This window comes from Microbacterium sp. BH-3-3-3 (assembly GCF_001792815.1).
Taxonomy (GTDB): Bacteria; Actinomycetota; Actinomycetes; order Actinomycetales; family Microbacteriaceae; genus Microbacterium.
Genome location: NZ_CP017674.1, coordinates 1,294,660 through 1,320,177 on the forward strand (window position 1 = coordinate 1,294,660; position 25,518 = coordinate 1,320,177).

The window sequence follows — 25,518 nt, forward strand, 5'->3', positions numbered from 1 at the left end:
TCCCCGGCTAACGTGGGAAGCATGCGCACCGTCCCCCTCGGCCCCTCCGGCACTCGAGTCCCCCACGTCGTCGCAGGAATGATGCGGATCGACGGGAAGAGCGACGAGGACGTCCGCCGGCTCTACCGCGCCGCGCGCGACGCGGGAATCGATTTCTTCGACCACGCCGACATCTACGCGGCCGAACTGCACTCCGCCGAACGCCGGTTCGCCGAAGCCCTGTCGCTCGACTCGGCCGAACGGTCGGAGATCCGCCTGCAGACCAAAGCGGGGATCGTTCGGGAGGGGCCGTACTTCGACTTCTCGTACGACCACCTGGTGTCATCGGTCGAAGAATCCCTGCGGGCTCTGCGCACCGACTACGTCGATGTGCTTCTTCTCCACCGCCCCGATGCCCTCGTCGAGCCCGACGAAGTGGCTCGGGCTTTCGACCACCTCGAGTCCGCGGGCAAGGTGCGGGCGTTCGGCGTCTCGAATCACACACCGCGTCAGATCGACCTGCTGCGCACGGCCGTACGCCAGCCTCTCGTGGTCAACCAGGTGCAACTGTCCATCGCCCACGCGCCTCTGCTCACCCAGGGGCTCGCGGCGAACATGGAGGGCACGGCGCAGTCGGCCGTGCTCGACGGGGGCGGCCTGATCGAGTACTGCCGCATCGAGGGCATCACCCTGCAGGCCTGGTCTCCGCTGCAGGGATCGCGGGGTGGTGGGGTGTTCCTCGACAACCCGGCCTACGCCGAGCTCAACACGGTCATCGGCGACCTCGCCGCGCGCTACGGGGTGACGCCCCTCGCGATCGCGGTCGCGTGGATCACCCGACACCCGGCCGGAATACAGGTGGTGCTCGGTACCACCACGCCCGGGCGCCTCACCGAGGCTGCGGCGGGTTCCGACATCGACCTCACCCGCGCCGAGTGGTACTCGCTCGTGCGCGCCGCGGGCTACGTCGTCCCGTGACCGTGTGCCTCAGTCGCCGCGACGCCCCCGGCGACTGCGGGAGATCACGACGATGAGGCCGACTCCGACGATGACGGCGGCGATCAGCGGAACGAGGACGAACGCGAGTCGACCTGTCTCCGCCTCGGCGTCGGGTTCCGCCTGAGCGGAATCCTCCCCCGCCGAGGGGGAGGCGGACGACTCGGGTGCCGACGAGGTCGCCCCGGGCGTCGAGGTCGCCGGAACCGGCTCCGCCGTCGCCGCGGTGACGGTGACCGTCGCCTGCGCCAACGTCGACTCCCCCGTGCCGACCGCGACCACGATCTCACCGGCGCGCGTCGGGATGAGTTCGACGGTCGCTGATCCGTCGACCACCGCGACGCGAGCGGTCGTCCCGCCCGCGTCGACGCCGTCTCCGTCGAAGGCCGCGGCGTCGGTGGCATCCATCCCGAAGGTGGCCGTCTCGAGGCCCCCGAGACCTGTCACCGTGACGGTGGTGGTCTCGCCGATCGCCACGGTCGCCGGGTCGATGGTCACCGCCGGTCCCGTCGTGGCCTGTGCCGCCGCGGGAGCGAGGGTCAGCGAGGCGAAAAACACGGAGATGGCCAGAACGGCCGGTCGGAGGCGCACGGGGGTTCCCTTCGTCGGTCCGCGTAACGGTACCCACCGCGGCGACCGACCGCGCGGTGGTGGACGCGGACGCCGGGGAGCGCTAGGGATCGCCGCCCGACCCGCTTCGCTAGGCTTTGCTCGACATCCACGAGGAGGGGAAGCTCATGACGTCGATCCGACCGTTTGCGGGAGTCTTCCTCTGCGGCATCGCGGCTCTCGTCTTCGCCGCCCCGACGCTCTTTCTCGCCGCGGACTCGCCGACGGGACCCAAGGTCGCGTTCCTGGTGGTCGGGACGATCATCCTCGCCCTGGGAGCGCTGCGCATCCGCCGGGAAGGCGCCGCGAGCGCGCGGGGAACGGACGAGCCCGCAAAGCGCGTCAGCGGGGAGTGACCGCTTCCCGGTCTTCGATCAAGACGACCGAGATCGGTTCGGTGGGCAGGTCCCAGGCGGCGACGGGGTTCATGAGCTTCTCTCTTGCGACGGACGTGAGGTGAGGTTCTGCGCTGTGTCACGCATCGCCACCGCGAGATCGGCGACGATGCGCGTGCGGGCCGGCGGTGCGGCAGTCGGGGCCCCCGGCGGGCCCCCGATCACGCGACGCGGGCGAGCGAGCGCGTCGCGTTCGCGGATCGAGGCGCCGGACGTGCCGGGGCCTCGGCCGCCGGAGCTGCGTCGAGCATTCCGTCGAGGCTGAGTCCGCGCGAGGAGTTCGCGTCGTTGGCCATGCGCTTGAGGATGTTCTGGTCGAGGGACTCGGGCTGCTCGGAGTCGAAGACGAACCGCAGGGGGATCGACGGCTGCAGCCAGATCGTCGAGCGTCCGGCCGGTTCGTTCGGGCCGTGCACCCACGACAGGGTGAAGCTCTCGCCACGACGGAGCTTGGTAGCCACGACGACCTTCACGTGTGCCAGCAGTCGGTCCTCGATGATGATCGGCTCGACGGTCGTGCCGTAGAAAAGCTTGGCCATGGTGTACCCCTCTGCTCGTTGCTTATTTGAGAACTTACTAGTTAGACTAGCGAATAGGCAAACAAGATATTAGGGGACCGGATGACGACCGAAAGCAGCACGCCTCCGTCGTACTGGTACAGCGAAAGCGCCGACGACGAACGGGGATCCCGAGTCATGGAGGCACTGCGTGCGTATCGCAGCGCCGAGATGGCCATGCGCCGTCGCACCCAGGACTCGATGGCGATGGGCGAGAACGAGCTGCTCGTTCTGCGCTATCTGACGCGGGCTGCGGGGTCGGGTCAGGACGTCACTCCGATCCACCTGGCGCGCCATCTCGGCGTGTCGACGGCATCCATCACCGCGCTGCTCGACCGTCTCGAGAAGAGTGCCCACGTGCGGAGGAGTCCGCACCCGACGGATCGCCGGAAGGTGCTCGTGGCTGCGACGATCCACGCCGATGACGAGATGCGCGACACGTTGGCGGCGATGCATCGACGCATGATGCAGGCCACGCGCGGAATGAGCGAAGCCGAGACCACGGCGGTCACCGCCTTCCTCGGGCGCATGCGGTGCGCCGTGACGAACGCCTGCGCCTCGACGGGAGAACCGTGTTGCGCGATCGCGGGGGTCCCCGCCGTCTCCCCCTCGGCCGTCGTTCCCGAGACCGTCCCGGACGTGGCGGCGTGAGAGCGCGAGTCACCGCGGCCATCGAGCTCCAGGTCGACAGCGACGCCGACGTCGTCCTCTCGATCGCGGCCGCCTCGGGGTGGTCGGATGACGAGCGGCTCCAGGTGCGCACCACCGCCGGGGTGCTGCCCGTCACCGAGAGCGTCGACCACCACGGCGGACGCCTGCATCGCGTGACGCTGCCGGTCGGCCACGTGCGGATCGACTACGACGCCGAGGTCGCGAGCCCGACCGCCCCCGCTCCCTCGGATGAGCTCGACGCCGTGCGCTACCTCCGGCCCAGCCGTTACGTCCCCTCCGACGCCCTGGGTGACGGCATCCCGAACTTCGGCGGGGCCGCACCCCGCGAATTGGTCTCGCTCGTGCCGCAGTGGGTCGCGGATGCGCTGTCTTACGTGAGCGGGTCCAGCGGGCCCACCGATACCGCTCTCGACACCCTCCGCAGCCGCGAAGGGGTCTGTCGCGACTACGCCCACGTGACGATCGCGCTTCTGCGCGCCCTGGGCGTTCCCGCCCGACTCGTCTCCGTCTACGCCCCCGGCCTGTCCCCCATGGACTTCCACGCCGTCGTCGAGGCCTTCGTCGACGGACGGTGGGAGGTGGTGGATGCCACCCGCTTGGCGCCGCGCCCCCACTTCGTCCGCATCGCGACGGGGCGGGACGCTGCCGACACGGCCTTCCTCACCACGCTGTCGGGAACGATGACGTTGTCTTCCGTCGAGGTCAGCGCCGTCGCCATCGGCGCCTTCACCACCGACGACCATCGCGGCGCGGTGCTCCTACCCTGAGTCCCCCTCACGGGGGATCCCCGCCGGAACCCCGCGCGGTAACGTCGCAGCATGGACGTCTTCCCCCCGCCGTCTCGAGCCCTTCGCCGCGCCGCTGCCCTCGTGGCGGTGTTCGCACTGGCGGTTCTGCTCGTCGCCATCCCCCGCCCGGCCGCGGCCGACACCGACGACTTCACCTTCGACTCCTTCGACGCAGACATGAGCTTGTCGCGCACCTCGGACGGGCACGCCGAGCTCGCCGTCGTCGAGACCATCGTGGCGCGCTTCCCCGACGAGGATCAGAACCGTGGAATCGTGCGGGCGATCCCCGACGATTACGACGGAGTGCCGTTGCAGACCCGTGTCGTGTCGGTCACCGACGCGTCGGGCGCCGACGTGCCCTACGAGATCGAGGAGGGGCGCCGCGAGGTGCGGGTGCTCACGGGCGACGACGATTACGTGCGCGGCGTGCAGACCTACGTCATCTCGTACACGCAGCGCGACACCATCCGGTCGTTCGCCGACACCGACACCGACGAGTTCTACCGGGACATCAACGGCACCGACTGGGAACAGCCGTTCGGCGAGGTCTCGGTCCGACTCAGCGTCGACCCGTCGCTCTCCTCGACGGCGATCGACGGGGCGGCCGCGTGCTACGTCGGAGAGCAGGGCTCCGACGCCCGGTGCGACATCACCCGCACCTCGGACGCAACGGGGTCGCTCGTCTGGACCGCCGGGGCACGGGACCTCGACGCGGGCGAGAACGTCACGATCGCGGTGGGCTTCTCACCCGGCACCTTCGTCCCGGGCGAAGTCGTCCGCACCCCCATGGAGCAGTTCTCCGTCGACGCGGCGCCCGCTCTGGCGGGGCTCTCCCTCGGCGCGGTGGGCCTGGCGGTGGCCGGAATCGGGACCGCCGTCGTCGCGCGCCGGCGCGGACGGGATGCCGCCGGGCGCGGTGTCATCGTGCCCGAGTACGCCCCACCGTCCGACGTCGACGTCCTGCAGGGCGCTGAACTCGTGCAGCGCGGGGGCGCCGGCATCCCCGCCGCTCTGCTCGACGCGGCGATCGCGGGCCATCTGCGCATCGTCGAGTCAGCGGACGACGTACAGACCCTCATGCTCGAACTCGTGCGCACCGACGACGCGAGCCCCCTGCACGCCGCGGTGCTCACGGCCGTCTTCGGCTCGGGAGCCCGGCCCGGTGCCCGCGTCGTGCTGGGGCCCGACCGGCAAGACGTGGCGAAGGCGTTGCAGGCGCTTCCCCCCGGCGCCTCCGCAGAACTGCGGGCGCGGGGATGGACCCACCCGCAGCGCCACGGCCTCTCGATCGGCGCCGGCATCACCGCGGTGGCGGCATTCGTCGTCGCGGTGGGAGCCCTCATCTTCGCGGCGATGGGAACGGCCCCCACGTGGTGGCAGATCGCCGCGATTCCCGCGACCGTGGTCCTCGGCATCCTGGCGTTCGTCCTGCTGCGCTATCGCGACCGCGTCACCGACGCCGGCGCCCCCGCCCGCGACCACCTTCGGGGCCTGCGCGACTACCTGCAGCTCGCGGAGGCCGACCGCCTGCGCGTTCTGCAGAGTCCCGAGGGAGCCGAGCGGCGCCCGGTCGACACCGCGGACTCGGCGCACGTGCTGCACCTGTACGAGCGCCTTCTGCCGTGGGCCGTGGTGTGGGGGAACGAGCGCGAATGGGCGCAGGTCCTCGACACGCGCGTGCGCGAGAACGGCGGCGAGCTGGGCTGGTACGCCGGCTCGAACGGCTTCTCGTCGACGGCCTTCCTCGCCACGATGGGATCAATGCGCACCGCGAGCGCCCCGGCGACGGCCACGACGAGCGGATCCGGGAGCTTCTCGGGCGGGTCGTTCGGCGGGGGCTTCTCGGGCGGCGGAATGGGCGGAGGCGGAGGCGGCGGTCGGTGACGCCGTCGGGGCCGCAGCTCGAGACGGTGGCGGGACGACGTCCGCGAGGCGTCACTCCGCGACGCGGATGACCTCCGCGATCACCCGCGGGTCGGCCAGCACGCGGAAGTGCCCGCCACCGGCGAGCCGGACGTTGCGCGCCCCCGCCAGCTCGCTCCCCTCGGGGATGTGCGGGTCGAACGGACCGTAGACGGAGACGATCCGCACGTTCGCTTCGGCCGCAGCGGCGAGCGCGCGCATGGTCGCGTCGCCCGAGGCGAAAGCCCGCAACGACGGGGTGGGCATGAGCCGGCTGTAGCGCGAGCCGCCGAAGGGCGTGGCCACGGCCACCATGGCGCGCACCCTCTCGCCCTCCGGATGGAAGGCCATGACGTGCTTGCCGATCAGCCCGCCCTTGCTGTGGGCCACGAGCACGACGTCGTCGAGCCCCCGCGCGACGAGCAGCGCGGCGACGCGATCGGCGGCCTCGGCCACGGGCCGAAGATTGCCGCCCAGCTCGGTGACGACGTGCACCGGGTGCCCGCGGTCGTGCAGGGCCTTCGCGAGGGGTTCCATGAAGCGCCAGGTCTCGTAGATCCCGGGCAGCAGCACGATCGGGGTCCCGCTCCCCTCGGCGAGCGCATCGGGGGCGTCCCGACCGGTGAGCGCCCGCACTTGACCGCGCACGGCGTAGACGTAGTCGCGCACCCACCATCCGAGGTCGCGGACGCCGGTCCGGAGCTTGGCGATCACCATGTGCCCATCCTCGTCGAGGCCGTTCCGCGAGGGGACCGGGTTGCGCCGACAGGCCCGGCGGCACACCCGCTCGGTGCGCGCAACCCGCGCCGTGGCGTCTGCGGCCCGTCGTAACCTGTGGCCATGGACACCTCGGATATCCGCTGGAACGAGCCCGCCCGTCAGAAGATCCTCGACGACGCCGACGCGGTGTTGCGCGAAGCCGTCGTCGCCATCGCCCGCGAGAGCGACGGCATCTCCTCCGACGAGGCGTTCGCGCAGATCAACGCCCGCATCAAGGACCGCTTCATCGACTACGAGCCGGGTCCCGACATCCGCACGTACGCCGACGCGATCGCCGCCGGGGAGATCTCCCCCGACGACGCCGGATGACGCGCGGCCCCTCTCTTCCCCGCGGTCGGCAGTTCGTCCTCACGTGGGGCATACCCGCTGAGTACGGCGGCCTCACCGCCGCCCTCCTGCAGCGGTCGCGCGCCTTCGCCGACCACGGCTCCCCCGTGCACGTGCTGACGTGCGACGACCGCGACGATCGGGTCGCCGTGTCGGCGCAGCTCGAGCGTCGCGGTGCCCTCGCCCCGGGGGTGCACCTCACCAACCTGTGGGATTGGCTTCGCGAGAACACGCTGCGAGGCCGTCCGGTCGCAGCCGGCGCGGGATTCTCGCCCCTGCCGGCCTCGGCCACCGCCGAGCACACCGGGGGCATCCTGGTGCGGCGGATACGGACGGATGCCGCGGGGGCGGTGCAGCAGATCGATCACCTCCGCGCCGACGGGACGCTCGCCGTCAGCGACCGCCGCGATGTCGCCCACGGCTCCGGCCGTACCCGGCGCGTCATCGTCGCCTGCGACGAGAGCGGCGCGCCTCGCGCCGCGTGGCGCGGGGTGAGGGAGCTGTACACCGCGTGGCTCGACCGGCTGACCGGCGGTGCCCGGTCGTTCCTGCTCGTCGACAGCAAGGCCATGGCACGGTTCGCGGCCGGCTATCGCCGAGCCGGCGTGGTCGTGCTGCACGTGGTGCACGGCTCCCACCTGACCGACGACGGCAGCGCCATCCGCGCCTCCCGCGCGGAGGTGTTCTCGCGGCTCAGCGCCTTCGACGCCGTCGTGTTCTGCACGCCACGGCAGGTGGCCGACGTGCGACGCGAAGTCGGGCCCATCCCCCTGCTGACCGCGGTACCGCATCCGGTCGACGTGCCCGACACCGATACTCGTGCACCGCGCGACGGCACGGTGGTGGTGGCCCGGCTCGAGCCGATCAAGCGTGTCGAGGACGCGGTCGACGCCATCGGGCTGGCACGGTCGAGCGGCGCGCAGGTGCACCTCGACGTCTACGGCGACGGTCCCTCCCGCGCCGCTCTGGAGCGACGGGCCGGCGACGGCGTCGTGTTCCACGGCTTCGATCCCGCCGCGCGGGATGCCCTCCGGCACGCCTCGACGCTCCTGCTGACGAGTCGTTCCGAGGCCTTCTCGCTCGTGGTGGCCGAGGCGATGGCCGCCGGCTGCCTGCCCATCGCCTACGACGTGCCGTACGGCCCCCGCGAGCTCATCGCCGACGGACGCACCGGGTGGCTCGTGGCACCCGGTGATGTCGCCGCGCTGAGTGAGGCGCTCGTGCACGCGGCATCCGCGAGCCCGGCGACCCTCGCCCGCATGCGCCGTGCCGCCGTCGAGAGGGCACGCGCGTACGACGAGGCTGCGGTCCTGCGCCTGTGGGGGCGCGCGCTCTCTCGGGCCCGACGGAGACACCGGCTCCGGGGGACCACCTGGCGCACCCGCGAGATGTTGCGGCGCCGCCTTCGGATCGGCTGAGATCCGGACCTATCCGGCCCACGCAGGCGTAACGTTCGTCTCACCACCCCGGCATCGCCGGCGCGGAAGGCACCGATCTCGGTGCCACCGACGACTCCCGTCCGTCGAGCCCTCCCCCACGCGGCTCCGGACGGGAGTCGCCGCCGTTCTCAGCGGTCTTCGCCGTAGCCGCGGATGCTGCGCAGGTCGTCTTTCAGGTCCTCGTTCGACACGTCGTCGTTCACCTGGGCGTCAGCGGCGCGCTGCTCCTGCTCGCCCTGCTTCTTTTCTTCGACCCCGGCGTCGGTCGCACCGTCCATCACGGGGGCGTCTTGGGTCTCTTCGCGGTCAGTCATCGTCGTCCTCCTCGGAAAGGGTGGTGACTGGCATCCTGACCCCCTCCGTCGCGAGCCGACCGGGGCTTGCGCCGACCTGGCCCGAGATGCTCACGCGTCGTCATGCGCCGGGTGACGACGCTCGAGCGCCGAGCCCTCGACGTCGACGTTCGGCACGATGCGATCGAGCCATCGCGGCAGCCACCAGGCCGACCCTCCGAGAACGTGCATGATCGCGGGGATGAGGAGCATGCGCACGATGAACGCGTCGAAGAGCACGCCGAGCGCGAGGCCGAGACCCATCGACTTGATGATCACCGCGTCCGACGCGATGAAGCCCGAGAACACCGCGATCATGATGATCGCCGCGGTCGTCACGACGGTGCGTCCGGCGCGGAACCCCTGCGCCACCGCCAGTCGGGGCGCGGCCCCGTGCGCCCACGCCTCGCGCATGCCGGTGGCGAGGAACAACTGGTAGTCCATCGCGAGACCGAACAGGATGCCGACGAGGATCACCGGCAGGAAGCTGAGGATCGGGCCGGGGTTGTGCACGCCCAGGATGCCGCCCAGCCAGCCCCACTGGAAGACCGCGGTGACCGCGCCGTAGGTCGCGACCAACGACAGCACGAAGCCCACCGTCGCGATCAACGGCACCAGCAGCGAGCGGAAGACCATGATCATGATGAGGAACGACAACCCCACGACCACCACGAGGTAGATCGGCAGCACGTCGGCGAGACCCTCGGAGATGTCGATGTTGATGGCGGCGGCGCCCGCGACCCCCAGCTCGATGTCGCCGTCGACCGCGGGGAGGGACCGTAGATCGCGCACGAGCTGCTCGGTGGACACCGCGTTCGGGCCCTCCTTCGGGATGACCTGGAACGCCGCGAGCGACCGGTCTTCCGATACCGCGACCGGGGCTACCGCGGCCACATCGTCCTGCGCGAACAGCTCGCGCGCGACGTCGAGCTGGATACCCTGCACGTCGGCCTCGGCGGTGCCGGCGGGCAGCGCCGCGGTCACGAGCAGGGGGGCGTTGGCCCCGGCGCCGAACGCCTGGTCGGTCCAGGTGAACGCCTGGTACGCGGTGGAGTCCTCGGCCTCCGACCCGCCGTCGGGCAGGCCCAACCGCATCGACAGGGCGGGGATCGCCACGACCAGCAGCGCCAGGGTCGCGATCACCATGGTGAGCACGGCACGCAGCGTCGACATCGGCTTCACCGCGGAGACCGTCGCGATCGACCCCGTGCGGGCGGCGCGACGCGGGTGCTCGGCGGAGTCGACGGGAGGCTCGGCGGACCGGGCTGCGCGACGCGGGTGCTCGGCGGAGTCGACGGGAGCCGGGGCCGAGCCCGCGGCCCGGCGCGGGCGCTCCATCGCGTCGGCGGCGGCCGTCGCCCTGGCGCGGGCCTTGCGAGTGAGGATCCGCCGACCGGCCAGCCCCAGCAGCGCGGGGATGAGCGACACCGCGATGAGCACGGCGACCAGCACGCTCACCGCCCCCGCCGTTCCCATCAGGCCGAGGAAGGGGATGCCGGTGATGTTGAGCGCCAGCAGGGCCACGATCACGGTCGTCCCGGCGAAGACGACGGCGTTCCCGGCCGTTCCGTTGGCGAGGCCGATCGATTCGACCACCTCGGCGCCCTGCAGCAGCTGGCGCCGATGGCGGTAGAGGATGAACAGCGCGTAGTCGATGCCGACGGCGAGGCCGAGCATCACGCCGAGGATCGGGGTGACGGATGCCATCTGCACCACCCCCGAGAACGACAGCGTGGCCATGGCCCCGATGGCGACGCCGACGAGCGCGGTGACGATGGGGAACGCGGCTGCGAGCACCGAGCCCAGAACGACGACGAGCACGATGGCGGCGATCGCGACGCCGATGGCTTCGCCGACGCCGAGGATCTCGGGCACACCCTGCGCGATCTCGGTGTTGAACGCCACGTCGACGCCCGGTACGGGTTCGGCGGTGAAGTGCTCGACGACGGCGTCTTTCGAGGCTTCGGACAGCTCCAGCCGCGGCTCGCTGAAACCGACGTTGACGATCGCGGTGGACGCGTCGTCCGACACCAGACGGATGGCATCCGCGAACGACAGCAACTCGGCTCCGTCGGCGAGCTGGGTCTCCTGCGCGGAGATCTGCGCGAGGCCGTCGGTCACCTGCGTCTGCTGCTGCGCGAGCGCCGCGCGCTGCTGGTCGAGCTGCGCCTGCTGCTGGTCGAGGGCCTCGAGCTGCGCCTGCTTCTGTGCGGTGGGCAGCGGCGCGGCCTCGATCTGCGCGCGGGCGGCATCGAGCTGCTGCTGGCCCGCGTCGAGCTGCGCCGTGCCCGCGTCGAGCTGCTGCGCGCCCGACTCGGCCTGCGCGCGGGCGTCGGCGAGCTGCTGGCGGCCGTCGACCACCTGCTGTCGCTGTTCATCGAGCTGCTGCTGCGTCGAGAAGGGGCCGGTGACGCGCGCCACGTCGGGCAGGTCGCCTGCCGAGGCGACCAGCCCCGAGATCCCGCTCTTCTGCTCGTCGGTCAGCGCCGAGCCGTCGGCGGTGCGGAACACCACCGCTCCCGAGGCGCCGCTGAAGTCGGGCAGTTCCTCCTGCAGCTTCGCGATGACGTCCCCGGATGCCGTGCCCGGGATGTCGAAGCTCGAGCTGAGGCCCTTGGAGCCCAGCAGGAAGCCGCCCACCACCACGCCGACGATCACGGTCCACGCGACGATCACCGTCCACGCGCGGCGCGCCGCGAAGGTTCCGAGACGGTGCAGCAGTTCAGCCATGCGGGATGTTCCTCTCGTGCGGTGCGCGCGGAGGAGCACCGTCGGCTCCGACCAGTCCGTCGAAGATAACACGCACCGTCTCGTCTCGATTCGCCTCGAGGTCGTCCAGAATGTGTGTCATGGCTCTTCCGCGCAGTGGACCCGTTCGCAGCGAGGCGGCGCGCCTCGCGATCATCGATGCGGCCGTCGCCCTCTTCGTGGAGCGCGGCTACGACCACCTCACGATGGAGGGCATCGCCCGGCGCGCCGGCGTCGGCAAGCAGACCATCTACCGCTGGTGGCCGAGCAAGGGAGACGTCATCGCCGAGGCGATCCTCGAGGGCCGCCTGCTCGGCGGCCGGCGCGACCTCCCCGACACCGGAGACGCGCGCATCGACCTGGCCGACTGGCTCGACGAACTCTTCACCCTGCGCGCCAGCCCCGAGGGCGAGGGCATGCTGCACTCGCTCGTCGCCGCGGCCGCCGGAAGTGCCGAGACCGGCCGACGACTGCGCACCGAGATCCTCGCGGCGCCTCTCATGGCGCGATTGTCCGAAGCGCTGGGAGGAGCCACCGGGCCCCGTCTCGACGCCGCCGCCGACGCCCTGGTGGGAGCGGTCATCCTGCGCGCCCTGAGTCGCGAGGCCTTCCATCGCGACGACATGCTCGCTCTCGTCGACGCGATCGTGGGTGCTCGCACCTGACCCGGCGGCGGCCGCAGGACTCAGGATCGAATAGCACATCGCCCGAAACGGCGTCCAGCCCACCCACGCACATCTTCATCCCGTAGAATCGTGCGCAGCAAGGGGAGTACTCCCACGCGACGATCTCGTCAATACGGCCACGCCATCGTGGACCCGGGACGTCGGCCCGCTTCGCCGGGTGGAAGAGACCTTGGTGTTCTGGCGTACACCTATTCTCCCTGGAGGCCGTCTTGGGCGTCACACCCCTGGTCTGGATCATCACCATCGCGATCACGATCGCGTTCTTCGTCTTCGAGTTCTTCGCGCACGTGCGAAAGCCCCACGAGCCCACGATCGCCGAGTCCGCTCGATGGTCGGCGTTCTACATCGGCTTGGCCCTGCTCTTCGGCGTCGGTATCGGCGCCGTCTCGGGGTGGACCTACGGCGGCGAGTACTTCGCCGGCTACCTGACCGAGAAGGCGTTGTCGATCGACAACCTCTTCGTGTTCCTGATCATCATGACCGGGTTCGCCGTGCCGAAGATTTATCAGCAGAAGGTGCTGATGATCGGCATCGTGATCGCGCTGATCATGCGTGGCGCATTCATCGCCGTCGGTGCCGCGCTGATCGAGAACTTCTCGTGGATCTTCTACATCTTCGGCGCCCTGCTGCTCTTCCTCGCCTACCGCCAGGCGTTCTCGCACGGCGACAGCGACCCCGCGAACGGCAAGTTCATGCAGTTCGTCCGCCGCGTCCTCCCCGTGAGCGAGGAGTACAACGACGACAAGCTGACGGTGAAGAAGGACGGCAAGCGCTTCGTCACCCCGATGCTGCTCGTCATCATCGCGATCGGCTTCATCGACCTCGTCTTCGCGGTCGACTCGATTCCCGCAATCTACGGTCTGACCAACGAGGCGTACATCGTCTTCACCGCCAACGCCTTCGCGTTGATGGGCCTGCGTCAGCTCTACTTCCTCATCGGCGGACTGCTCGAGCGCCTCGTGTACCTCGCGCAGGGACTGGCCGTCATCCTGGCGTTCATCGGTGTGAAGCTCGTCTTCCACGCCCTGCACGTCAACGAGCTGCCCTTCATCAACGGCGGCGAGCCGCTGCTGTGGGTGCCCGAGATCCCGATCTGGTTCTCGCTGCTGTTCATCGCGGCGACCGTGGCCGTGGCGACGTTCCTCAGCCTGCGCAAGACCCGTAACGACGACCAGAAGAAGGAACGCGAGACCTTCGACGGCGAGAAGGTCATCCACGCACCCGAGGACTGACCCCGCACGACGACGGGCCCGCGGCGACCGCCGTGGGCCCGTTGCCGTATCCGGGCGTCGTGCGCAACCCCGGCGGACGCGTCCCTCGGCGGTCCTACCGTGGCGGTCATGACGCGATTCGGCTACACCCTCATGACCGAGCAGAGCGGCCCCCGGGCGCTCGTCGACTACGCCGTCGGCGCCGAGCGCGCTGGCTACGACTTCCTCGTCTCGAGCGACCACTACTCGCCCTGGCTCACCAGCCAGGGTCACGCGCCCTACGCGTGGACCGTGCTCGGTGCCGTCGCGCAGGCGACGACCGACGTCGAGCTCATGACGTACGTGACGTGCCCGACGGTTCGCTACCACCCCGCCGTCGTCGCACAGAAGGCGGCAACCCTTCAGCTGCTGTCGGAGGGGCGGTTCACTCTCGGCCTCGGCTCGGGCGAGAACCTCAACGAGCACGTCGTCGGTGAGGGTTGGCCGGCGGTCCACGCCCGCCAGGACATGCTGGTCGAGGCCATCGAGATCATCCGCGCCCTGCACACGGGCGACCTCGTCACCTACGACGGCGAATACTTCCGCGTCGACTCCGCGCGCGTGTGGGATGCGCCCGACGGCGGCGTGCCGATCGGTGTGGCGGTGTCGGGCGAGCACTCGATCGCGCGTTTCGCTCCCCTGGGCGACCACCTCATCACCACCGAGCCCGATGCCGAGATCGTCCAGGGCTGGGACGAGCACCACGAGGGCGCGTCGCGCAAGATCGGTCAGATCCCGATCAGCTGGGACCCCGACAAGGATGCCGCCATCGCACGCGCCCACGACCAGTTCCGCTGGTTCGCCGGAGGCTGGGCCGTCAACGCCGACCTCCCGACCCCCGCGGGCTTCGCGGGCGCATCGCAGTTCGTGCGACCCGAAGACGTCGCCGAGTCGATCGCCTGCGGCCCCGACCTCGATGAGCTGGCTGAGAGCGTGCGGCCGTTCATCGACGCCGGTTTCACCGACATCGCCATCGTGCAGGTCGGCGACGAGCAGCAGCAGCGCTTCGTCGACGAGATCGCCGCTCCCCTGCTCGACAAGCTCCGCGCCCTGTGAGCCGTGGTCCGGGGCGCGTCGGCGACGACGCCCCGGGCTCTCGGGCTCAGCGCGGAGAGGCGCCGGTCTCGGCGATCCACCTCTCGAGGCGCCACGAGGGCAGGCGGAAGACACGGGCGACGACCGAAACCGGATGCCGGGCCTCGACGACCGCGGCGACGGCGAACTCGCGGAGCGAGCGGAACTCGCGGTCCGCCAGCACTCCTTCGCGCAGTTCGGTGAAGGTACGGGGCTGCCGACGCGGTGCCGGGGCACGCTCGACGCCGGTCATGACCGAGCCGGCGATGGGCTGAGGTCGCGAGACGACGACGCCGGTCGCCGGCGGGGCCGGGCGGGACGCCGTCTCGATGGGCGCGGGTGCGTGCATCGCAGACCACGCGGCTTCCGGCGGGCGCATCGGCGCTTCGTGGCGCACCCACGGCGCGGGCGGCAGCGGCCCGCCCCACGTCTGCTCCGTCGGAGGATAGACCGTCGACTCGGGCCGGACGGGCGCGAGGGGCGGCTCGGGCATGGTCGGCGCGGCCACCGCAGAACTCCAGGGCGCGGCGGGGAGCTCCCCACCCCACACCACCTCGCTCGGCACCACGTACGGGCTGACCTTCGCTGCGGGCGCGCTCATCCAGGGCGCCGGGGGAAGGTCGCCGCCCCACACGACCTCGCTCGGCACCACGTACTCGCTGCGCGTCGCCTCGTCGCCCGGCGCCGTGCGCACGACGCCGCCGAAGAGCTCGGCGATCTCGATCTCGAAGGTCTCGGCGAGGGCGACGAGCGTCGCCAGCGACGCCGTCGCGCGTCCCGACTCGATCGCGCGGACGCGTGACTCCGAAATGCCGGCCTCGAAAGCCAACCCGGCGACCGAGAAGTCCCGCGCCCTTCGCAGGGCCCGCACCCGGTCGGCGAGGCCACGCAGAACGCCGTCGAGTCGATCGTCCACCGTCACGTCCGTCATCCGTGTCATCCCCGTCTCACCCGAGGCGCGGCGGCGGCCTCATCGACCCACTTTTGCAGACGCCACTGCTGGATGCGGAACAGACGCGCGATGGTCGACACCGAGTATCCGCCCTCGAGGACCGCGGCGACGGCGAAGTCCTGCAACGACGCGAACGTGCGCCCCTCGAGCACCCCGGTGCGGAGGTCCGCGAAAGAACGGGGACGACCGGACGACGGGCGCCCCACCTGCGCGGGACCCGCCGGTCGGGGTCTGCCCGCGCGCTCGGCGGGCGTGCCGGGGCGCGTCCCCCTCGCCGACCATGATCCGGGGCCGCGTCCCGCACGGGATGCGTCCTCCGACCCGTCGTCGATCGGAGGTTGCGGCTTCCCCGCGATCGGAGGGTCAGCGGATGCCGGGATCCCCGCGTCGAGTATCGCAGCAGAGCGGACCGCCGAGGGCCTCGCCGCGACGAGTCCGTTCCCGCGCCGCGCGGTCAGACCCCGTCGCGCAGGTCGCGGAAGAACGCGTCGACGTGCGATCGCAGAGACGCCACGCGACGATCGCGCGCCGCCGCGGCGTCATGACCGAGGTACGCGGGCGGATCGAGCCGACGCACGTTGCGCGAGCACTCGAATCCCGCGCAGAGCAGGGTGCCGACGGTGTTGCCCGCCCGGCCCGCTTTGCCCGTCCGTCGCGCGGAGAACAGCACGACGTCGTTCGGCAGCGTCACGTCGGTGCACCACGAGCACTGTGCGCGAGTGCGGGTGCGCTGTTCGGTCTGGCGCAATTGCAGACCGACCGGCGTGCCGTCGATCTCGGCGACGACGAACCCGAGCAGGGGTGACTTGGCGTCGCGCCATCCGACGTAGTCGAGGCGGTCCCATGGCGACGTGTCGATGTCGGTGGGCACCGTGAGGGCGCTGCGCTCACGGGTGGAGACGTTGACGAAGGCGGAACGGAGGGTGGAGGCGGAGAGAGCGTGCATGGAGGTATCCCGAAGAGAGGGTCCGCCCGCGCGGGCGGACCGAAGAAGACGTGCGTGCGAGAAGGAGCGCACGCGCGAAGGTGATCGACCGGTCGAGAGGACGACACGGGATCGAGGTGGTCGCTCGCACACCGGCGAGCGGGCCCCGTCGGTCAGACGGCGGGGGAAGCGGCGCGCACGACGCCTGTGCCGCCGGCGCTCCGCGCGCCGACGACCCCCTCACGCCCGGAGGGCACCGAAGGAGTGACGAAGGACATACCTCCAGGGTACGCCCGTCAGGCCCGGAACGCCGCCGAACCCAGCGTGCGCTCGACCGTCATCTCGAGCACGACGCGCTCCGGGTTCTCACGGGGCTGCCGGTACCGCGCGGCGTACAGCTCCACTGCGCGGGCCACGTCCTCCGGATCATCGGTGACCTGCGCCGGCCCTTCGAAGCTGATCCACTGCGCCCCGGCGACCGAGCACACCGAGGCGCGGCCGCTGCGCGTGGCGTTCACGAACTTCTGGGTGCCGCGCGAGCCGATGACACGGACGACGCCGTCTTCGTACGTGAAGCCCACGGGCACGGAGTGCACCCGACCCGAACGGCCGACGGTCGAGAGGGTGGCCAGGTGGTACTCGCGCAAGAAGGCGAAGGCGTCATCGGTCAGCACTCCTCCAGGGTGCCACGTCACGCGATGTCCGAGACCGTTCTCGTGGCGGCATCCCAGCGACGGATCGACGTCGCCCGCCCCGCGAGGTCCGCCCCGCCTCCTCGTGCCAACGCCGAGAGCGCCTCGCCGATCCGGTCCACCGGCACGCGTCGCGCCAGGGTGACGTGCGGCGTCCACGAACCCGGACGCGTGTGGTCGGCGTCGTCGCCGGCACCCGCGCGCTCGTGCACGCGCGCGTGCAGGTCGAGCAGGGCCGATGTGGGAACGACCGAGCGGGCGATGACGCGGGTGCGACCGACGCCGAACAGCAGCGGCGCCCCGAGCGTGAGCGGCAGCGGGAGCGACGAAGCCAGTCCCGTGGCATCCATCTCGTCGAGGGCCCCGCGCACGAGCATGGTCAGATGCGGGCGGTTGCTCTCGCCCGTGTGCCGAGCTTGGCTGGGGAGGTCAGCCGCGACGAGAAGGTCCCACTCGCGTCGGACGGCCGCGTCGGTGTCGTCGTCGAAGAGCAGTTCCAGGCTGGTGACGTCGCTCATCGCGCGGTCATCGCGTCGACCACCAGGCCGCCGCGACGAGAGCCGGCTGGAAGAACAGGCGAACGAGGCGCTTGCGGTCCGTGTCCAGACCGAACGCCGAACGGCGCTTGCGCCACTGATCGATGTTGCCCGGGAAGATCGCGACGAAGAAGGCCGCGAGGGCGGCCCCCACCCGGCGACGTTCTTTCGGCAGCACCAGCAGGGCCAGGCCGAAACCCGCTTCGACGACCCCGGATGCCACGACCACGGCGTCGCGGTCGAGGGGCCCCCGTTCGACCAGGGCATCCGGCACCTGCGCCTGGAAATCGCGGCGCGCGAAGGTCAGATGCGATACACCGGCGAAGAGCATTGCCAGGGCGAGCGCCCATCGTACGACAGATCTCATGCGACCACGGTACGAGCCGCGAGACGTGGATCCGGTGGGCTTGACGACGACGCGCGCGTTCTGCGCGACGGATCGCGGCGACTACGCCACCCGGCCGGATCGCGCAAGCCCCGTGTCCTTGAGGCGCTGCGCGGTTGACTGACGATACGCGACGAAGGGGGTGACCATGACGATGACCGAGACCGCATCTACATCGAGTGAGGACGCCGACGTGGACGCTCTGCTCGTCCGCGCCGCTAGTGGCGACTGCGACGCCTTCGTCGCGTTCTACGACGCCACCGCCCCGCGCGTATACGCGGTGCTGCTCTCCCTCACCGGCGTCGCCGCCTCTGCCGACGCCCTTCTCGAGGGCATCTACGTCGAGGCGTGGGAGCGCATGCGCGGCCGTTCGGCGCCGCCGTGTCCGGGGATGCAGTGGATGTCGGTCATCGCTCACCGGCACGCCGCCGGTCAACGCTGAGCGGACGCGTCAGGCGGGCGCTGTGAGCGACGTCGAGGTCGGTGCGCTCGGGGTCGAGAATGACCCCGCCCGACGGGTCGGGGAAAGAGATGGGCTGTACGGACGACCCGGAGTATGGAAGGCCCATGAGCGTCTCCCTCAGGAGATATTTCGCACTCATATTTTACTAGGCCGCCTAACTATCGGCCAGGAAAACCCGACAATATGCGGCCGCAGAGGTGAATTATCGGACCCCGCCCAAGATGTATCGACCGCCTGGAATCTCGTTAACCTAACTAGACTGTCGGTCACCTCGCCCGGATCCGACAGGAGGCGTATGACGATCGCGACGGACGAACCCGCCACGAGCGCAGCCCGCGCCGTCGAACGACTCCGCTTGGCGGAGGCCCGGCTCTCCCGCCGTCGGCAGACCGACTGCGGCCCGAGCGAGAACGCGCGCGCGGCGATGCGACTCATCCTCGAGCGCACCGACGACGGCCATCACGTGACCCCGACCGAGATCGCCCAGGCGCTGGGCATCTCGACGGCATCCGTCACCGGAATGCTCGACCGCCTTCACGCGGGCCGGCTCATCACCTTCGTGGCGAACCCCGCGGACCGACGTAGCAAGTTCGTCGTCCCGTTCGACCGGGATCAGGATCCGGATGCCATCGACCCGGTGACCGCCCGCATCCGCGAGTTCGCCCTCGACCTCCCGGCCGACACCGCCGATCAGATCGTGTCGTTCCTCGACCGCGTCCGCGAGGTCGTCGACGCCGAGTGCGGCTGACGCCGGATCACACGACCGCCACGGCTCCGTCGGGTTCCGGTTCGATGCCGACCGCGAGGCCGTTGGGTGAACTGGCCTCGTTCATCATGTCGTCGATCCAGCGCCGATTCAGCTGGGGGGCTCGGCTGCCGTAGAAGTGGAAGACCAGCGGGATCGAGGGGTGGATCCACAGACTCCGCGTACCACTGCCGTCGCCGTGGGCGTAATGGAACATGAACGGCTCCGCGCGACGCAGTTTGTTCATGAACACCAGTCGCAGATGCGACAGGGTCCGGTCTTCGATGTCGAACGAGTGCCCGAGCGTGTTGTAAACCAATTTTCCCACCGATACAGCCTATATCGGCACCAAGGTTAGCTAACGCGGCCCCGGCCGCCGAACGCTCGACTAGAGTCCTGAACGTGGTGAGAACACACCGCCCGAACCGGCCCCGCCGCCGCGTTCCCCGGGCCGTCCTGGCGATCGGCGCGGTCGTCGTGATCGCTGCGCTCATCGCGGTGATCGCTGTCGTGGGAAGTCTCGTCACCACCCTCTTCCAGACTCTGTCGGCTCGGCCTCCCGCGGTCGACACGCGCATCGTGGCGCCCGACGAGTCCAAGGCCGCGCAGGCGGCGAGCGCCGCCGCCGGCAGCGCCGACGAGAACGACGCCGCCAGCTGGCTCTCGACCCAACCGACGACCTACTGGCTCACCCCCGAGATCGACCCGATCGACGAGGTCTGGGACCGCGTCGCGCACCTGGCCGCCGAGGCGCGGGATCAGGATGCCGCGCTGTCGATCGCCGTCTACGGTCTGCCCGATCGCGACTGCGGCAACCACTCCGCCGGCGGCCTCGATCCCGACGCCTATCGCGAGTGGACCGCCCGAATCGGCGACGCGCTGGGCAACGCGTCGGACATCCAGAAGATCGTCGTGCTCGAACCCGACAGCATCGCACTGTCTTCTTCCTGCGGCTCGTTCTCCGACCGGGCGTCCTACCTGCGCGCAGCCGTCGACAACATCCGCGGAACGAACACCTGGATCTACATCGACGGCGGCCACTCGGCATGGCATCCCGTCACCGAGATGGCCGATCTCCTTCGCTCGACGGGCGTGCTCTCCGACGTCCGCGGCGTGGCCCTGAACGTCTCGAACTACCAGGACACCGCCGCGGAGTTCGCCTACGCCCACGCGCTGTCCGAACAGCTCGGCGGCACTCACGCCGTCATCGACACGTCGCGCAACGGCGCGGGACCCGCGGGCGCGGAGTGGTGCAACCCCTCGGGCCGACTGGTGGGCAGCGCGGGGGGATCGTACGGCGACGACGTCGTCGACACGAACCTCTGGATCAAGCCGCCGGGCGAGAGCGACGGCGAATGCAACGGCGGCCCGGTGGCCGGAACCTGGTGGCCCGCTGCGGCCGCCGAACTGGCGCGCGAGCGGGGCTGAGGCCCGTCGCATCCCGCGCAATCGGGCCGGGACGGGCCGAATATGTGCCAGGATTGCGCTCGTCGCTCTGCGACACCGCGGCTCGGGGGAGAACGTGGGCACGCCAGCGTGCGAAGCCGGAAGAGTGGGTGACATGAGCGACAGCACTGAAATGCTGAAGACCGCGGTGATCGTCGAGGACGATCCCGATATCCGACACCTGTTGGTCGAGGTCCTCGAAGCGGCGGGTTTCTCCACCGTCTCGGTCGGCAACGGCATCGACGGCGTCCGCGCGGTGATCGCCTACCAGCCCCTCATCACCACGCTCGATGTCAACATGCCCGGCATCGACGGGTTCGAGGCCGCCCGTCGCATCCGGCAGCAGAGCGATACCTACATCATCATGCTCACTGGCCTCGAAGAAGAGGCCGACGTCGTGCTGGGCCTGGGAGCCGGAGCCGACGAGTACGTCGTGAAACCGTTCCGCCCTCGCGAGCTGCGCGCGCGGATCGAGGCGCTGCTGCGCCGCCCGCGCGGCGGCGGGCCCGCCGTGTCGTCGGCCCCGCGCCAAGACAATGTCGGGCCGTCCTTCCCCACTCCTCGCACCGAGACGCCGCCCCCCGTAGCGACCCCGAGCGCTCCCGTCGTGGTGCCCTCCTCGCAGGGCCCCGACCCCCGCTCCGCACCCGCGGGCGCCGAGATCGTCCCGCGCCCCGCCGCGGGCGCGATGGCCACGAACGACCTCACCCCCACCGGTGCCCAGTGGGTGGTCCACCGCGATCTGCAACTCGACCCCGACAGCCGCCTCGTGCGGGTGGGCGGCGACGAGCTCGAACTCACGCGCACCGAGTTCGACCTGCTCGCGACCCTCATGGAGTCCAAGCGCCGGGTGCGCAGCAAGGCCGACCTGACGCTCGTGCTCCGCGGGGAGTCCTACGTCACCAGCTACTTCGTCGGCGAGGCCGACAAGCGGGCGATCGAGGCCCACATGACGAACCTGCGACGCAAACTCGGTGACAATCCCGCGAACCCGCGGTACATCGAGACCGTACGCGGTGTCGGATACCGCCTCACGTCGGAGCTGCTCGCTCCCACCTGATTCGCGCGAACCCCGCGGACAGCACGGATGCCTCGACCCTCCCCAGGGCCGAGGCATCCGTCTTTCTGATGCATTCGGGCGATCAGACCGTGGGTCCGTCAGACCTTGAAGCCGTGGTGGCGACGGACGAGCTTGGTGAACATCATGACGGTCTGGAGCACGGTGACCACACCGACGATGGGCCAGCCGATCCAGAGGATCGAGGACTGCACCATCGGTCCGACCATGATCCAGATGACGGCGAGGGCGATGGCGACAGCCACCAGCACGACCAGCGGCGTCCAGTGGCCGAGTCCGCCACCGCGCTCGGCCTTGGCCTGCATGGCCCAGTTGTCGACCTTCTTGCGCGACAGGAATCGGGTCCAGGAGCGCACGAAGTGGCTGATGCGGATCCACATGAAGATCTCCGCCGGGAAGAAGAGGATGGCGAAGAGGATGTCCGAGCGGTCCACCGACTTGATGGTGCGTGCGATGCGCAGGTTCAGCAGCATCGCGATGACGGGCGGGATCAGCCACAGCGGCGAGAAGACGAAGGCGTTGAGGGTCAGCGAGCCGGCGAGCAGCGTGAGGAACGCCACGCGCACGAACAGGTTGGTCAGCATGCCGAAGTTCTCGAACCACCGCAGACGGAGGTTCGGGTGGAACGGCTGCCCCTTGGTGTCGCCGCGCTGGCCGGGCCACATGAGCTCGATGGCGCCGTAGGTCCACTTCACCTGCTGGGCGTCGTAGCCCGACAGCGTCGTCATGCCGCCCACGTCGGCGCGGGCGTAGGGGCTGATCTTCGTCAGGTACCCGGCGCTCTTGATCTGCAGCGAGAGGAGCGAGTCCTCGACCTCGGAGTCCTTCACCCACGGCGTGACCTGGTGATTCTGCTTCATCGCCTCGCGCAGCGCGTTGGTCGAGAAGATCGAGAACTGCCCGCCGAGCACCGCCATGTTTCGACCGCGCAGCATGTTCTGCAGGTTGAACGCGGCGAACTGCGTGCGCTGACCCGCGGTGAGGAATCGCGCCACGAGGCCCTTGATGGGCTTGTCGTCGATCGTGAAGATGGCGGAGATGCCGCCGATGCGCGAGTCGGAGACGGCCTCGGTCTCGAGATACTCGACGGCCTTCGAATCGGCGATCGTGTCGCCGTCCACACCCAGAAGGTAGTCGTATCCTTCGACCAGCGAGTACCCGTAATTCAGGGCGCCCACCTTCTTGTCGGGGTTCTTGCCGATGTCGTGCACGAACACCTCGGTGAACTGCTCGCCGAGCTCGGTGGTGATCTCGTGCGGGCCGCTGTACTCCGAGGCGATCTTGACGGTCGCGTCCGAGGTGTTGTTCACCACCACGTGGATGACGTCCGGCACGCGCGTCTGCGACAGAAGTGCCTCGATGACGTCGGCGATCGACTCTTCCTCGTTGTACGCGGGAATGACGCACCCGATGGTGGAGCGGTGCACCGTGGTGTTCTCGAGCACGGCGGAGAAGTCGTCGGCGAAGCCGTGGTTCTCCTCGACAGCCCCCGTCGTCAGCTCGCCCGCGGTGTGGGAGAACTCCCGGGAGGGGGAGGAGAAGCTGCGCGCATCGGTCATGACGGTGGTCTTCCTGTGGGAGCGGTGGCGGATCGGCCAAGACCCACTCTGGTAGGTTCGCCGCAAGACGGCCAGGACACACGTCGTTCTTCCCCGCAAGATTTGCTCAAGATTGCGCCGGCCCCCCGAAGGAGGCGAGAGTTCCGTGATCTTCCTCGCCCTCCTCGCCGCGATTCTCGCCGCGGGTCTCGCTCTCGCCACGATCGTCCTCACTCACGGTCGCGCCCGCGACGATCGCGGCGGAGCCCGGGCAGACCTCGTGCGGTACTGCAACCTGTCGGCCGTGTCGGCGCTGCTCTGCGGAGCGATGAACCTGTTCGAGGCGGCCGGAGGCGGAACCACCGCTGCAGCGGCGGGGAACGCCACGAACGTCGTGGCCGTCGGTCTGCTCTGGGCCGGGGCACGTCGATTGAACTCCCGATCGGCGATCGGTGCGATCAGCGTCGGTGCCGGGGGCATCCTGATGTTCGGACTCACGTTCCTCGTCCCCCTCGACGATGCGACGCTGGTCAAGACCGCCGGCCTCGCGGTGCTCGCCCTGCTCGGCGCCTTCGAGATGGCGCGCCGCCCGCTCGCGGACCTTTCCGGAGCGCGGTTGATGACGTGGACCCTCGGCCTGTACGGCGTCTACAACATCGCCCGGTTGGCCGTGGTGGCGGTCGCCGGCCTCGATCCCCTCCTCGGACGAGGACTCGTCTCGGCCGAGACCACGGCCGCCGTCAGCGCCGTCGCCATCGCGCTGGTCTCGCTCGCGGCCGTGCGCATCGGTCGCCACCTCGACGACGCTCCGATCCCGGGAACACGGGAGCACGATCGCGGATCACTGCGCTCCGAGGCGGCGGCGTTGCTCGCCGATGCCGCGACGGCCCAGGTCACCGTCATCCGCGTGCCCGAGCTCGACCTCATCCGCACCGCGCACAGTTCTGAGCGCGCCGAGACGATGATGCGACAGCTGCTCGACGCCGCCAACGACGCGATCCCCCGCGCCGCAACCGGCATCCCCGCGCGCGACACCGTCGTCGTCGTGGCGCCCGTGGCGTCGGACCGCGACGCGCAGGATGCCGCCGTCCGACGCGCGTTCGCCTCCCGCATGCCGGGCATCGGGTACGACGACGTCCCCGACCTGGCCTTCCAGCACGTCGTGATCACCGAGGTCGGTGAGCTCTCCCACCTGCTCGAGAGCCGCCGCCTCCGTCCTCGCTGAGCCGCTGCGCCTACCCGGCCGCCCGCGGCGGGCGCGCGGGCGGGATCAGCCCTGGCTGCCGGACTGCCCCCACCCCGGAGCGCGACCGCTGCCGGGTGCGGTGGTGGAACCCGACGAGGCCGACCCCTGCTCGCTGTCGGCGAAGATCGCGATCGGCAGGTACTGGTACACCGTCTGCTGCCCGAACGACGTCTCGGTGTTGGCCGAGCCCTCGACCGCGACGTTGAGGGCGAACTCGAGCGTGATGCCGTAGGTGTCACCGGGCAGCTGGCGGATCGAGGTGGTGGGGACCAGCAGGCCGCCCTGGAAGCTGTTGAGCAAGAGGCCGCGGTCGGAACGGAGTGTGTCCGAGGGGACGAGCGTGCGCGGGTCGGCGCTGAACTGGAACGGGCTCGACACCTGACCGCTGGTCTGCGCGGTCTGCGACGTGACCGAGAGCGATGAGACGTAGACGCGACGCTTCTGCGCGAGCACGGCCTTCTCGTCGACGCGGTGGTCGACGACGTTGACCGCGAAGCCCAACTGCTTGTCGTTGGTCGGCGTCCACTCCATCGTGCGCTTGGGGTTGACCGCCCACACGTCGAGACGCACCTCGAGGCCGTCGGCGACCTCGGTCGAGAGCGACACCGAGCCGTCGTACGTGAACTGCGAGTCGAACGGTTTGTCAGCGGACGCCGACGGCGCAGGGGTCGGGACGACGGCCGCCTGATTGCCGCCCTGCCCCGGGAAGGCACCGATGACGTCGCTGATCTGGCCGCAGCCGGTCAGCGCGACCGGCCCGGCGAAAGCCAGAACGAGGGCGAGGGCGCTCGCGCGCAGGGCGCGACGACGGAGGGGCGTGCTCACAGGTGTCTCCTGAGGTAACGGCGCAAGGCGCGCAGAGGTCGAGAATCGACCATCACGCTGCGGGATGCAGGCCTCAGGGGGAGTCTGACCGGGCACCGCGCCCCAGAAGGGCACGTGCGGCGAGCAGAGACAGGATGGCGCGCAGAAGACTAC

At 70.3% G+C, this 25,518-nt stretch carries 29 protein-coding genes; 15 read left to right on the plus strand and 14 right to left on the minus strand.

The genetic code is table 11. The annotated features are described in order from the left end of the window. Nucleotides 1-21: 21 nt before the first annotated feature. Nucleotides 22-957, plus strand: a complete 936-nt coding sequence (locus tag BJP65_RS06015) for an aldo/keto reductase family oxidoreductase (RefSeq protein ID WP_070408552.1) — start codon at nucleotides 22-24, stop codon at nucleotides 955-957. 9 nt (nucleotides 958-966) lie between these two features. Here the strand turns inward: BJP65_RS06015 and BJP65_RS06020 are convergent, their stop codons facing one another. Next, nucleotides 967-1,566 carry a hypothetical protein gene (locus BJP65_RS06020; protein WP_070408553.1) on the minus strand — a complete coding sequence of 200 codons (600 nt, stop codon included), beginning with the start codon at nucleotides 1,564-1,566 and terminating at the stop codon, nucleotides 967-969. 146 nt (nucleotides 1,567-1,712) lie between these two features. Here BJP65_RS06020 and BJP65_RS06025 point away from each other — a divergent pair, with 146 nt between their 5' ends. Continuing rightward, on the plus strand, nucleotides 1,713-1,940 hold the full coding sequence (locus BJP65_RS06025; RefSeq protein WP_156784828.1) for a hypothetical protein: 228 nt from the start codon (nucleotides 1,713-1,715) through the stop codon (nucleotides 1,938-1,940). A gap of 200 nt (nucleotides 1,941-2,140) precedes the next feature. Here the strand turns inward: BJP65_RS06025 and BJP65_RS06030 are convergent, their stop codons facing one another. Next, nucleotides 2,141-2,518, minus strand: a complete 378-nt coding sequence (locus BJP65_RS06030; protein WP_055833824.1) for a hypothetical protein — start codon at nucleotides 2,516-2,518, stop codon at nucleotides 2,141-2,143. An 81-nt stretch (nucleotides 2,519-2,599) separates the two neighbouring features. Between BJP65_RS06030 and BJP65_RS06035 the strand changes: the two genes are divergently transcribed. Genes BJP65_RS06035 through BJP65_RS06045 form a run of 3 tightly spaced genes read left to right on the plus strand, consistent with a single transcriptional unit; the run spans nucleotide 2,600 to nucleotide 5,880 of the window. Beyond that, nucleotides 2,600-3,187, plus strand: a complete 588-nt coding sequence (locus BJP65_RS06035; protein WP_083285732.1) for a MarR family winged helix-turn-helix transcriptional regulator — start codon at nucleotides 2,600-2,602, stop codon at nucleotides 3,185-3,187. Continuing rightward, a complete protein-coding gene (locus tag BJP65_RS06040; protein ID WP_070408555.1) occupies nucleotides 3,184-3,975 on the plus strand; it encodes a transglutaminase family protein in 792 nt (263 codons plus the stop codon). Before BJP65_RS06035 ends, BJP65_RS06040 begins: the two co-directional genes overlap by 4 nt. A 51-nt stretch (nucleotides 3,976-4,026) precedes the next feature. Next, complete coding sequence (locus BJP65_RS06045) at nucleotides 4,027-5,880, plus strand: DUF2207 domain-containing protein (protein WP_070408556.1); 1,854 nt, start codon at nucleotides 4,027-4,029, stop codon at nucleotides 5,878-5,880. 51 nt (nucleotides 5,881-5,931) lie between these two features. Here BJP65_RS06045 and BJP65_RS06050 read toward each other — a convergent pair whose 3' ends face one another. Further along, nucleotides 5,932-6,615, minus strand: coding sequence for a triacylglycerol lipase (locus BJP65_RS06050; protein WP_070408557.1), 684 nt, complete (start codon nucleotides 6,613-6,615; stop codon nucleotides 5,932-5,934). 123 nt (nucleotides 6,616-6,738) lie between these two features. Here BJP65_RS06050 and BJP65_RS06055 point away from each other — a divergent pair, with 123 nt between their 5' ends. Together BJP65_RS06055 and BJP65_RS06060 are read left to right on the plus strand one after the other, a co-directional pair. Then, on the plus strand, nucleotides 6,739-6,987 hold the full coding sequence (locus BJP65_RS06055; RefSeq protein WP_055833812.1) for a hypothetical protein: 249 nt from the start codon (nucleotides 6,739-6,741) through the stop codon (nucleotides 6,985-6,987). Beyond that, nucleotides 6,984-8,423, plus strand: coding sequence for a glycosyltransferase (locus BJP65_RS06060; protein WP_070408558.1), 1,440 nt, complete (start codon nucleotides 6,984-6,986; stop codon nucleotides 8,421-8,423). Before BJP65_RS06055 ends, BJP65_RS06060 begins: the two co-directional genes overlap by 4 nt. A 149-nt stretch (nucleotides 8,424-8,572) precedes the next feature. Here BJP65_RS06060 and BJP65_RS06065 read toward each other — a convergent pair whose 3' ends face one another. Together BJP65_RS06065 and BJP65_RS06070 are read right to left on the minus strand one after the other, a co-directional pair. Then, entirely contained in the window at nucleotides 8,573-8,758 is a 186-nt protein-coding gene (locus BJP65_RS06065) for a hypothetical protein (RefSeq protein WP_055833809.1), read from the minus strand. A 90-nt stretch (nucleotides 8,759-8,848) separates the two neighbouring features. Continuing rightward, nucleotides 8,849-11,506: an MMPL family transporter gene (locus tag BJP65_RS06070; RefSeq protein WP_070408559.1), complete on the minus strand. Its 2,658-nt coding sequence runs from the start codon at nucleotides 11,504-11,506 to the stop codon at nucleotides 8,849-8,851. Between the two features lie 119 nt (nucleotides 11,507-11,625). Between BJP65_RS06070 and BJP65_RS06075 the strand changes: the two genes are divergently transcribed. The 3 genes from BJP65_RS06075 (at nucleotide 11,626) to BJP65_RS06085 (ending at nucleotide 14,516) form a co-directional block, all read left to right on the plus strand. After that, a complete protein-coding gene (locus tag BJP65_RS06075; protein WP_055833802.1) occupies nucleotides 11,626-12,189 on the plus strand; it encodes a TetR/AcrR family transcriptional regulator in 564 nt (187 codons plus the stop codon). Nucleotides 12,190-12,419: 230 nt separating this feature from the next. Continuing rightward, nucleotides 12,420-13,442, plus strand: a complete 1,023-nt coding sequence (locus tag BJP65_RS06080) for a TerC family protein (RefSeq protein ID WP_055833798.1) — start codon at nucleotides 12,420-12,422, stop codon at nucleotides 13,440-13,442. Between the two features lie 108 nt (nucleotides 13,443-13,550). Further along, nucleotides 13,551-14,516, plus strand: a complete 966-nt coding sequence (locus BJP65_RS06085) for an LLM class F420-dependent oxidoreductase (RefSeq protein ID WP_055833795.1) — start codon at nucleotides 13,551-13,553, stop codon at nucleotides 14,514-14,516. A 46-nt stretch (nucleotides 14,517-14,562) separates the two neighbouring features. Here the strand turns inward: BJP65_RS06085 and BJP65_RS16255 are convergent, their stop codons facing one another. The 6 genes from BJP65_RS16255 to BJP65_RS06110 all read right to left on the minus strand — a co-directional run bounded on the left by BJP65_RS16255 (nucleotide 14,563) and on the right by BJP65_RS06110 (nucleotide 18,006). Beyond that, a complete protein-coding gene (locus tag BJP65_RS16255) occupies nucleotides 14,563-15,465 on the minus strand; it encodes a helix-turn-helix domain-containing protein (protein WP_181015994.1) in 903 nt (300 codons plus the stop codon). Nucleotides 15,466-15,470: 5 nt separating this feature from the next. Further along, entirely contained in the window at nucleotides 15,471-15,692 is a 222-nt protein-coding gene (locus BJP65_RS16260) for a hypothetical protein (RefSeq protein WP_082509264.1), read from the minus strand. Between the two features lie 248 nt (nucleotides 15,693-15,940). Beyond that, nucleotides 15,941-16,432, minus strand: a complete 492-nt coding sequence (locus BJP65_RS06095; protein WP_070408560.1) for an FBP domain-containing protein — start codon at nucleotides 16,430-16,432, stop codon at nucleotides 15,941-15,943. Between the two features lie 275 nt (nucleotides 16,433-16,707). Beyond that, nucleotides 16,708-17,085 (minus strand): PPOX class F420-dependent oxidoreductase, encoded by a 378-nt coding sequence (locus BJP65_RS06100; protein WP_083285734.1) that lies wholly within the window; start codon nucleotides 17,083-17,085, stop codon nucleotides 16,708-16,710. Between the two features lie 17 nt (nucleotides 17,086-17,102). Further along, entirely contained in the window at nucleotides 17,103-17,621 is a 519-nt protein-coding gene (locus BJP65_RS06105; protein ID WP_070408562.1) for a 2'-5' RNA ligase family protein, read from the minus strand. Nucleotides 17,622-17,628: 7 nt separating this feature from the next. Then, nucleotides 17,629-18,006 (minus strand): hypothetical protein, encoded by a 378-nt coding sequence (locus tag BJP65_RS06110; protein ID WP_070408563.1) that lies wholly within the window; start codon nucleotides 18,004-18,006, stop codon nucleotides 17,629-17,631. Nucleotides 18,007-18,172: 166 nt separating this feature from the next. Here BJP65_RS06110 and BJP65_RS06115 point away from each other — a divergent pair, with 166 nt between their 5' ends. After that, the gene (locus BJP65_RS06115) at nucleotides 18,173-18,466 is read left to right on the plus strand and encodes a hypothetical protein (protein ID WP_156784829.1); all 294 of its coding nucleotides are present in this window, start codon (nucleotides 18,173-18,175) and stop codon (nucleotides 18,464-18,466) included. A gap of 316 nt (nucleotides 18,467-18,782) precedes the next feature. Next, nucleotides 18,783-19,235 carry a MarR family winged helix-turn-helix transcriptional regulator gene (locus BJP65_RS06120; protein WP_055833777.1) on the plus strand — a complete coding sequence of 151 codons (453 nt, stop codon included), beginning with the start codon at nucleotides 18,783-18,785 and terminating at the stop codon, nucleotides 19,233-19,235. Nucleotides 19,236-19,242: 7 nt separating this feature from the next. On the opposite strand, the gene BJP65_RS06125 is transcribed toward BJP65_RS06120, so the two are convergent. Continuing rightward, a complete protein-coding gene (locus BJP65_RS06125) occupies nucleotides 19,243-19,560 on the minus strand; it encodes a hypothetical protein (RefSeq protein ID WP_055833774.1) in 318 nt (105 codons plus the stop codon). A 74-nt stretch (nucleotides 19,561-19,634) separates the two neighbouring features. On the opposite strand from BJP65_RS06125, the gene BJP65_RS06130 reads away from it, so the two are divergent. Both BJP65_RS06130 and BJP65_RS06135 read left to right on the plus strand, forming a co-directional pair. Beyond that, complete coding sequence (locus BJP65_RS06130; RefSeq protein WP_156784830.1) at nucleotides 19,635-20,660, plus strand: glycoside hydrolase family 6 protein; 1,026 nt, start codon at nucleotides 19,635-19,637, stop codon at nucleotides 20,658-20,660. 133 nt (nucleotides 20,661-20,793) lie between these two features. Further along, the gene (locus tag BJP65_RS06135; protein ID WP_181015995.1) at nucleotides 20,794-21,738 is read left to right on the plus strand and encodes a response regulator transcription factor; all 945 of its coding nucleotides are present in this window, start codon (nucleotides 20,794-20,796) and stop codon (nucleotides 21,736-21,738) included. A gap of 98 nt (nucleotides 21,739-21,836) precedes the next feature. On the opposite strand, the gene BJP65_RS06140 is transcribed toward BJP65_RS06135, so the two are convergent. Further along, nucleotides 21,837-23,315: a glycosyltransferase gene (locus BJP65_RS06140; RefSeq protein ID WP_055833768.1), complete on the minus strand. Its 1,479-nt coding sequence runs from the start codon at nucleotides 23,313-23,315 to the stop codon at nucleotides 21,837-21,839. Between the two features lie 145 nt (nucleotides 23,316-23,460). Between BJP65_RS06140 and BJP65_RS06145 the strand changes: the two genes are divergently transcribed. After that, the gene (locus BJP65_RS06145) at nucleotides 23,461-24,519 is read left to right on the plus strand and encodes a hypothetical protein (protein WP_070408565.1); all 1,059 of its coding nucleotides are present in this window, start codon (nucleotides 23,461-23,463) and stop codon (nucleotides 24,517-24,519) included. Between the two features lie 45 nt (nucleotides 24,520-24,564). Here BJP65_RS06145 and BJP65_RS06150 read toward each other — a convergent pair whose 3' ends face one another. Continuing rightward, nucleotides 24,565-25,365, minus strand: coding sequence for a fructose 1,6-bisphosphatase (locus BJP65_RS06150; RefSeq protein ID WP_070408566.1), 801 nt, complete (start codon nucleotides 25,363-25,365; stop codon nucleotides 24,565-24,567). Nucleotides 25,366-25,518: the final 153 nt, after the last annotated feature.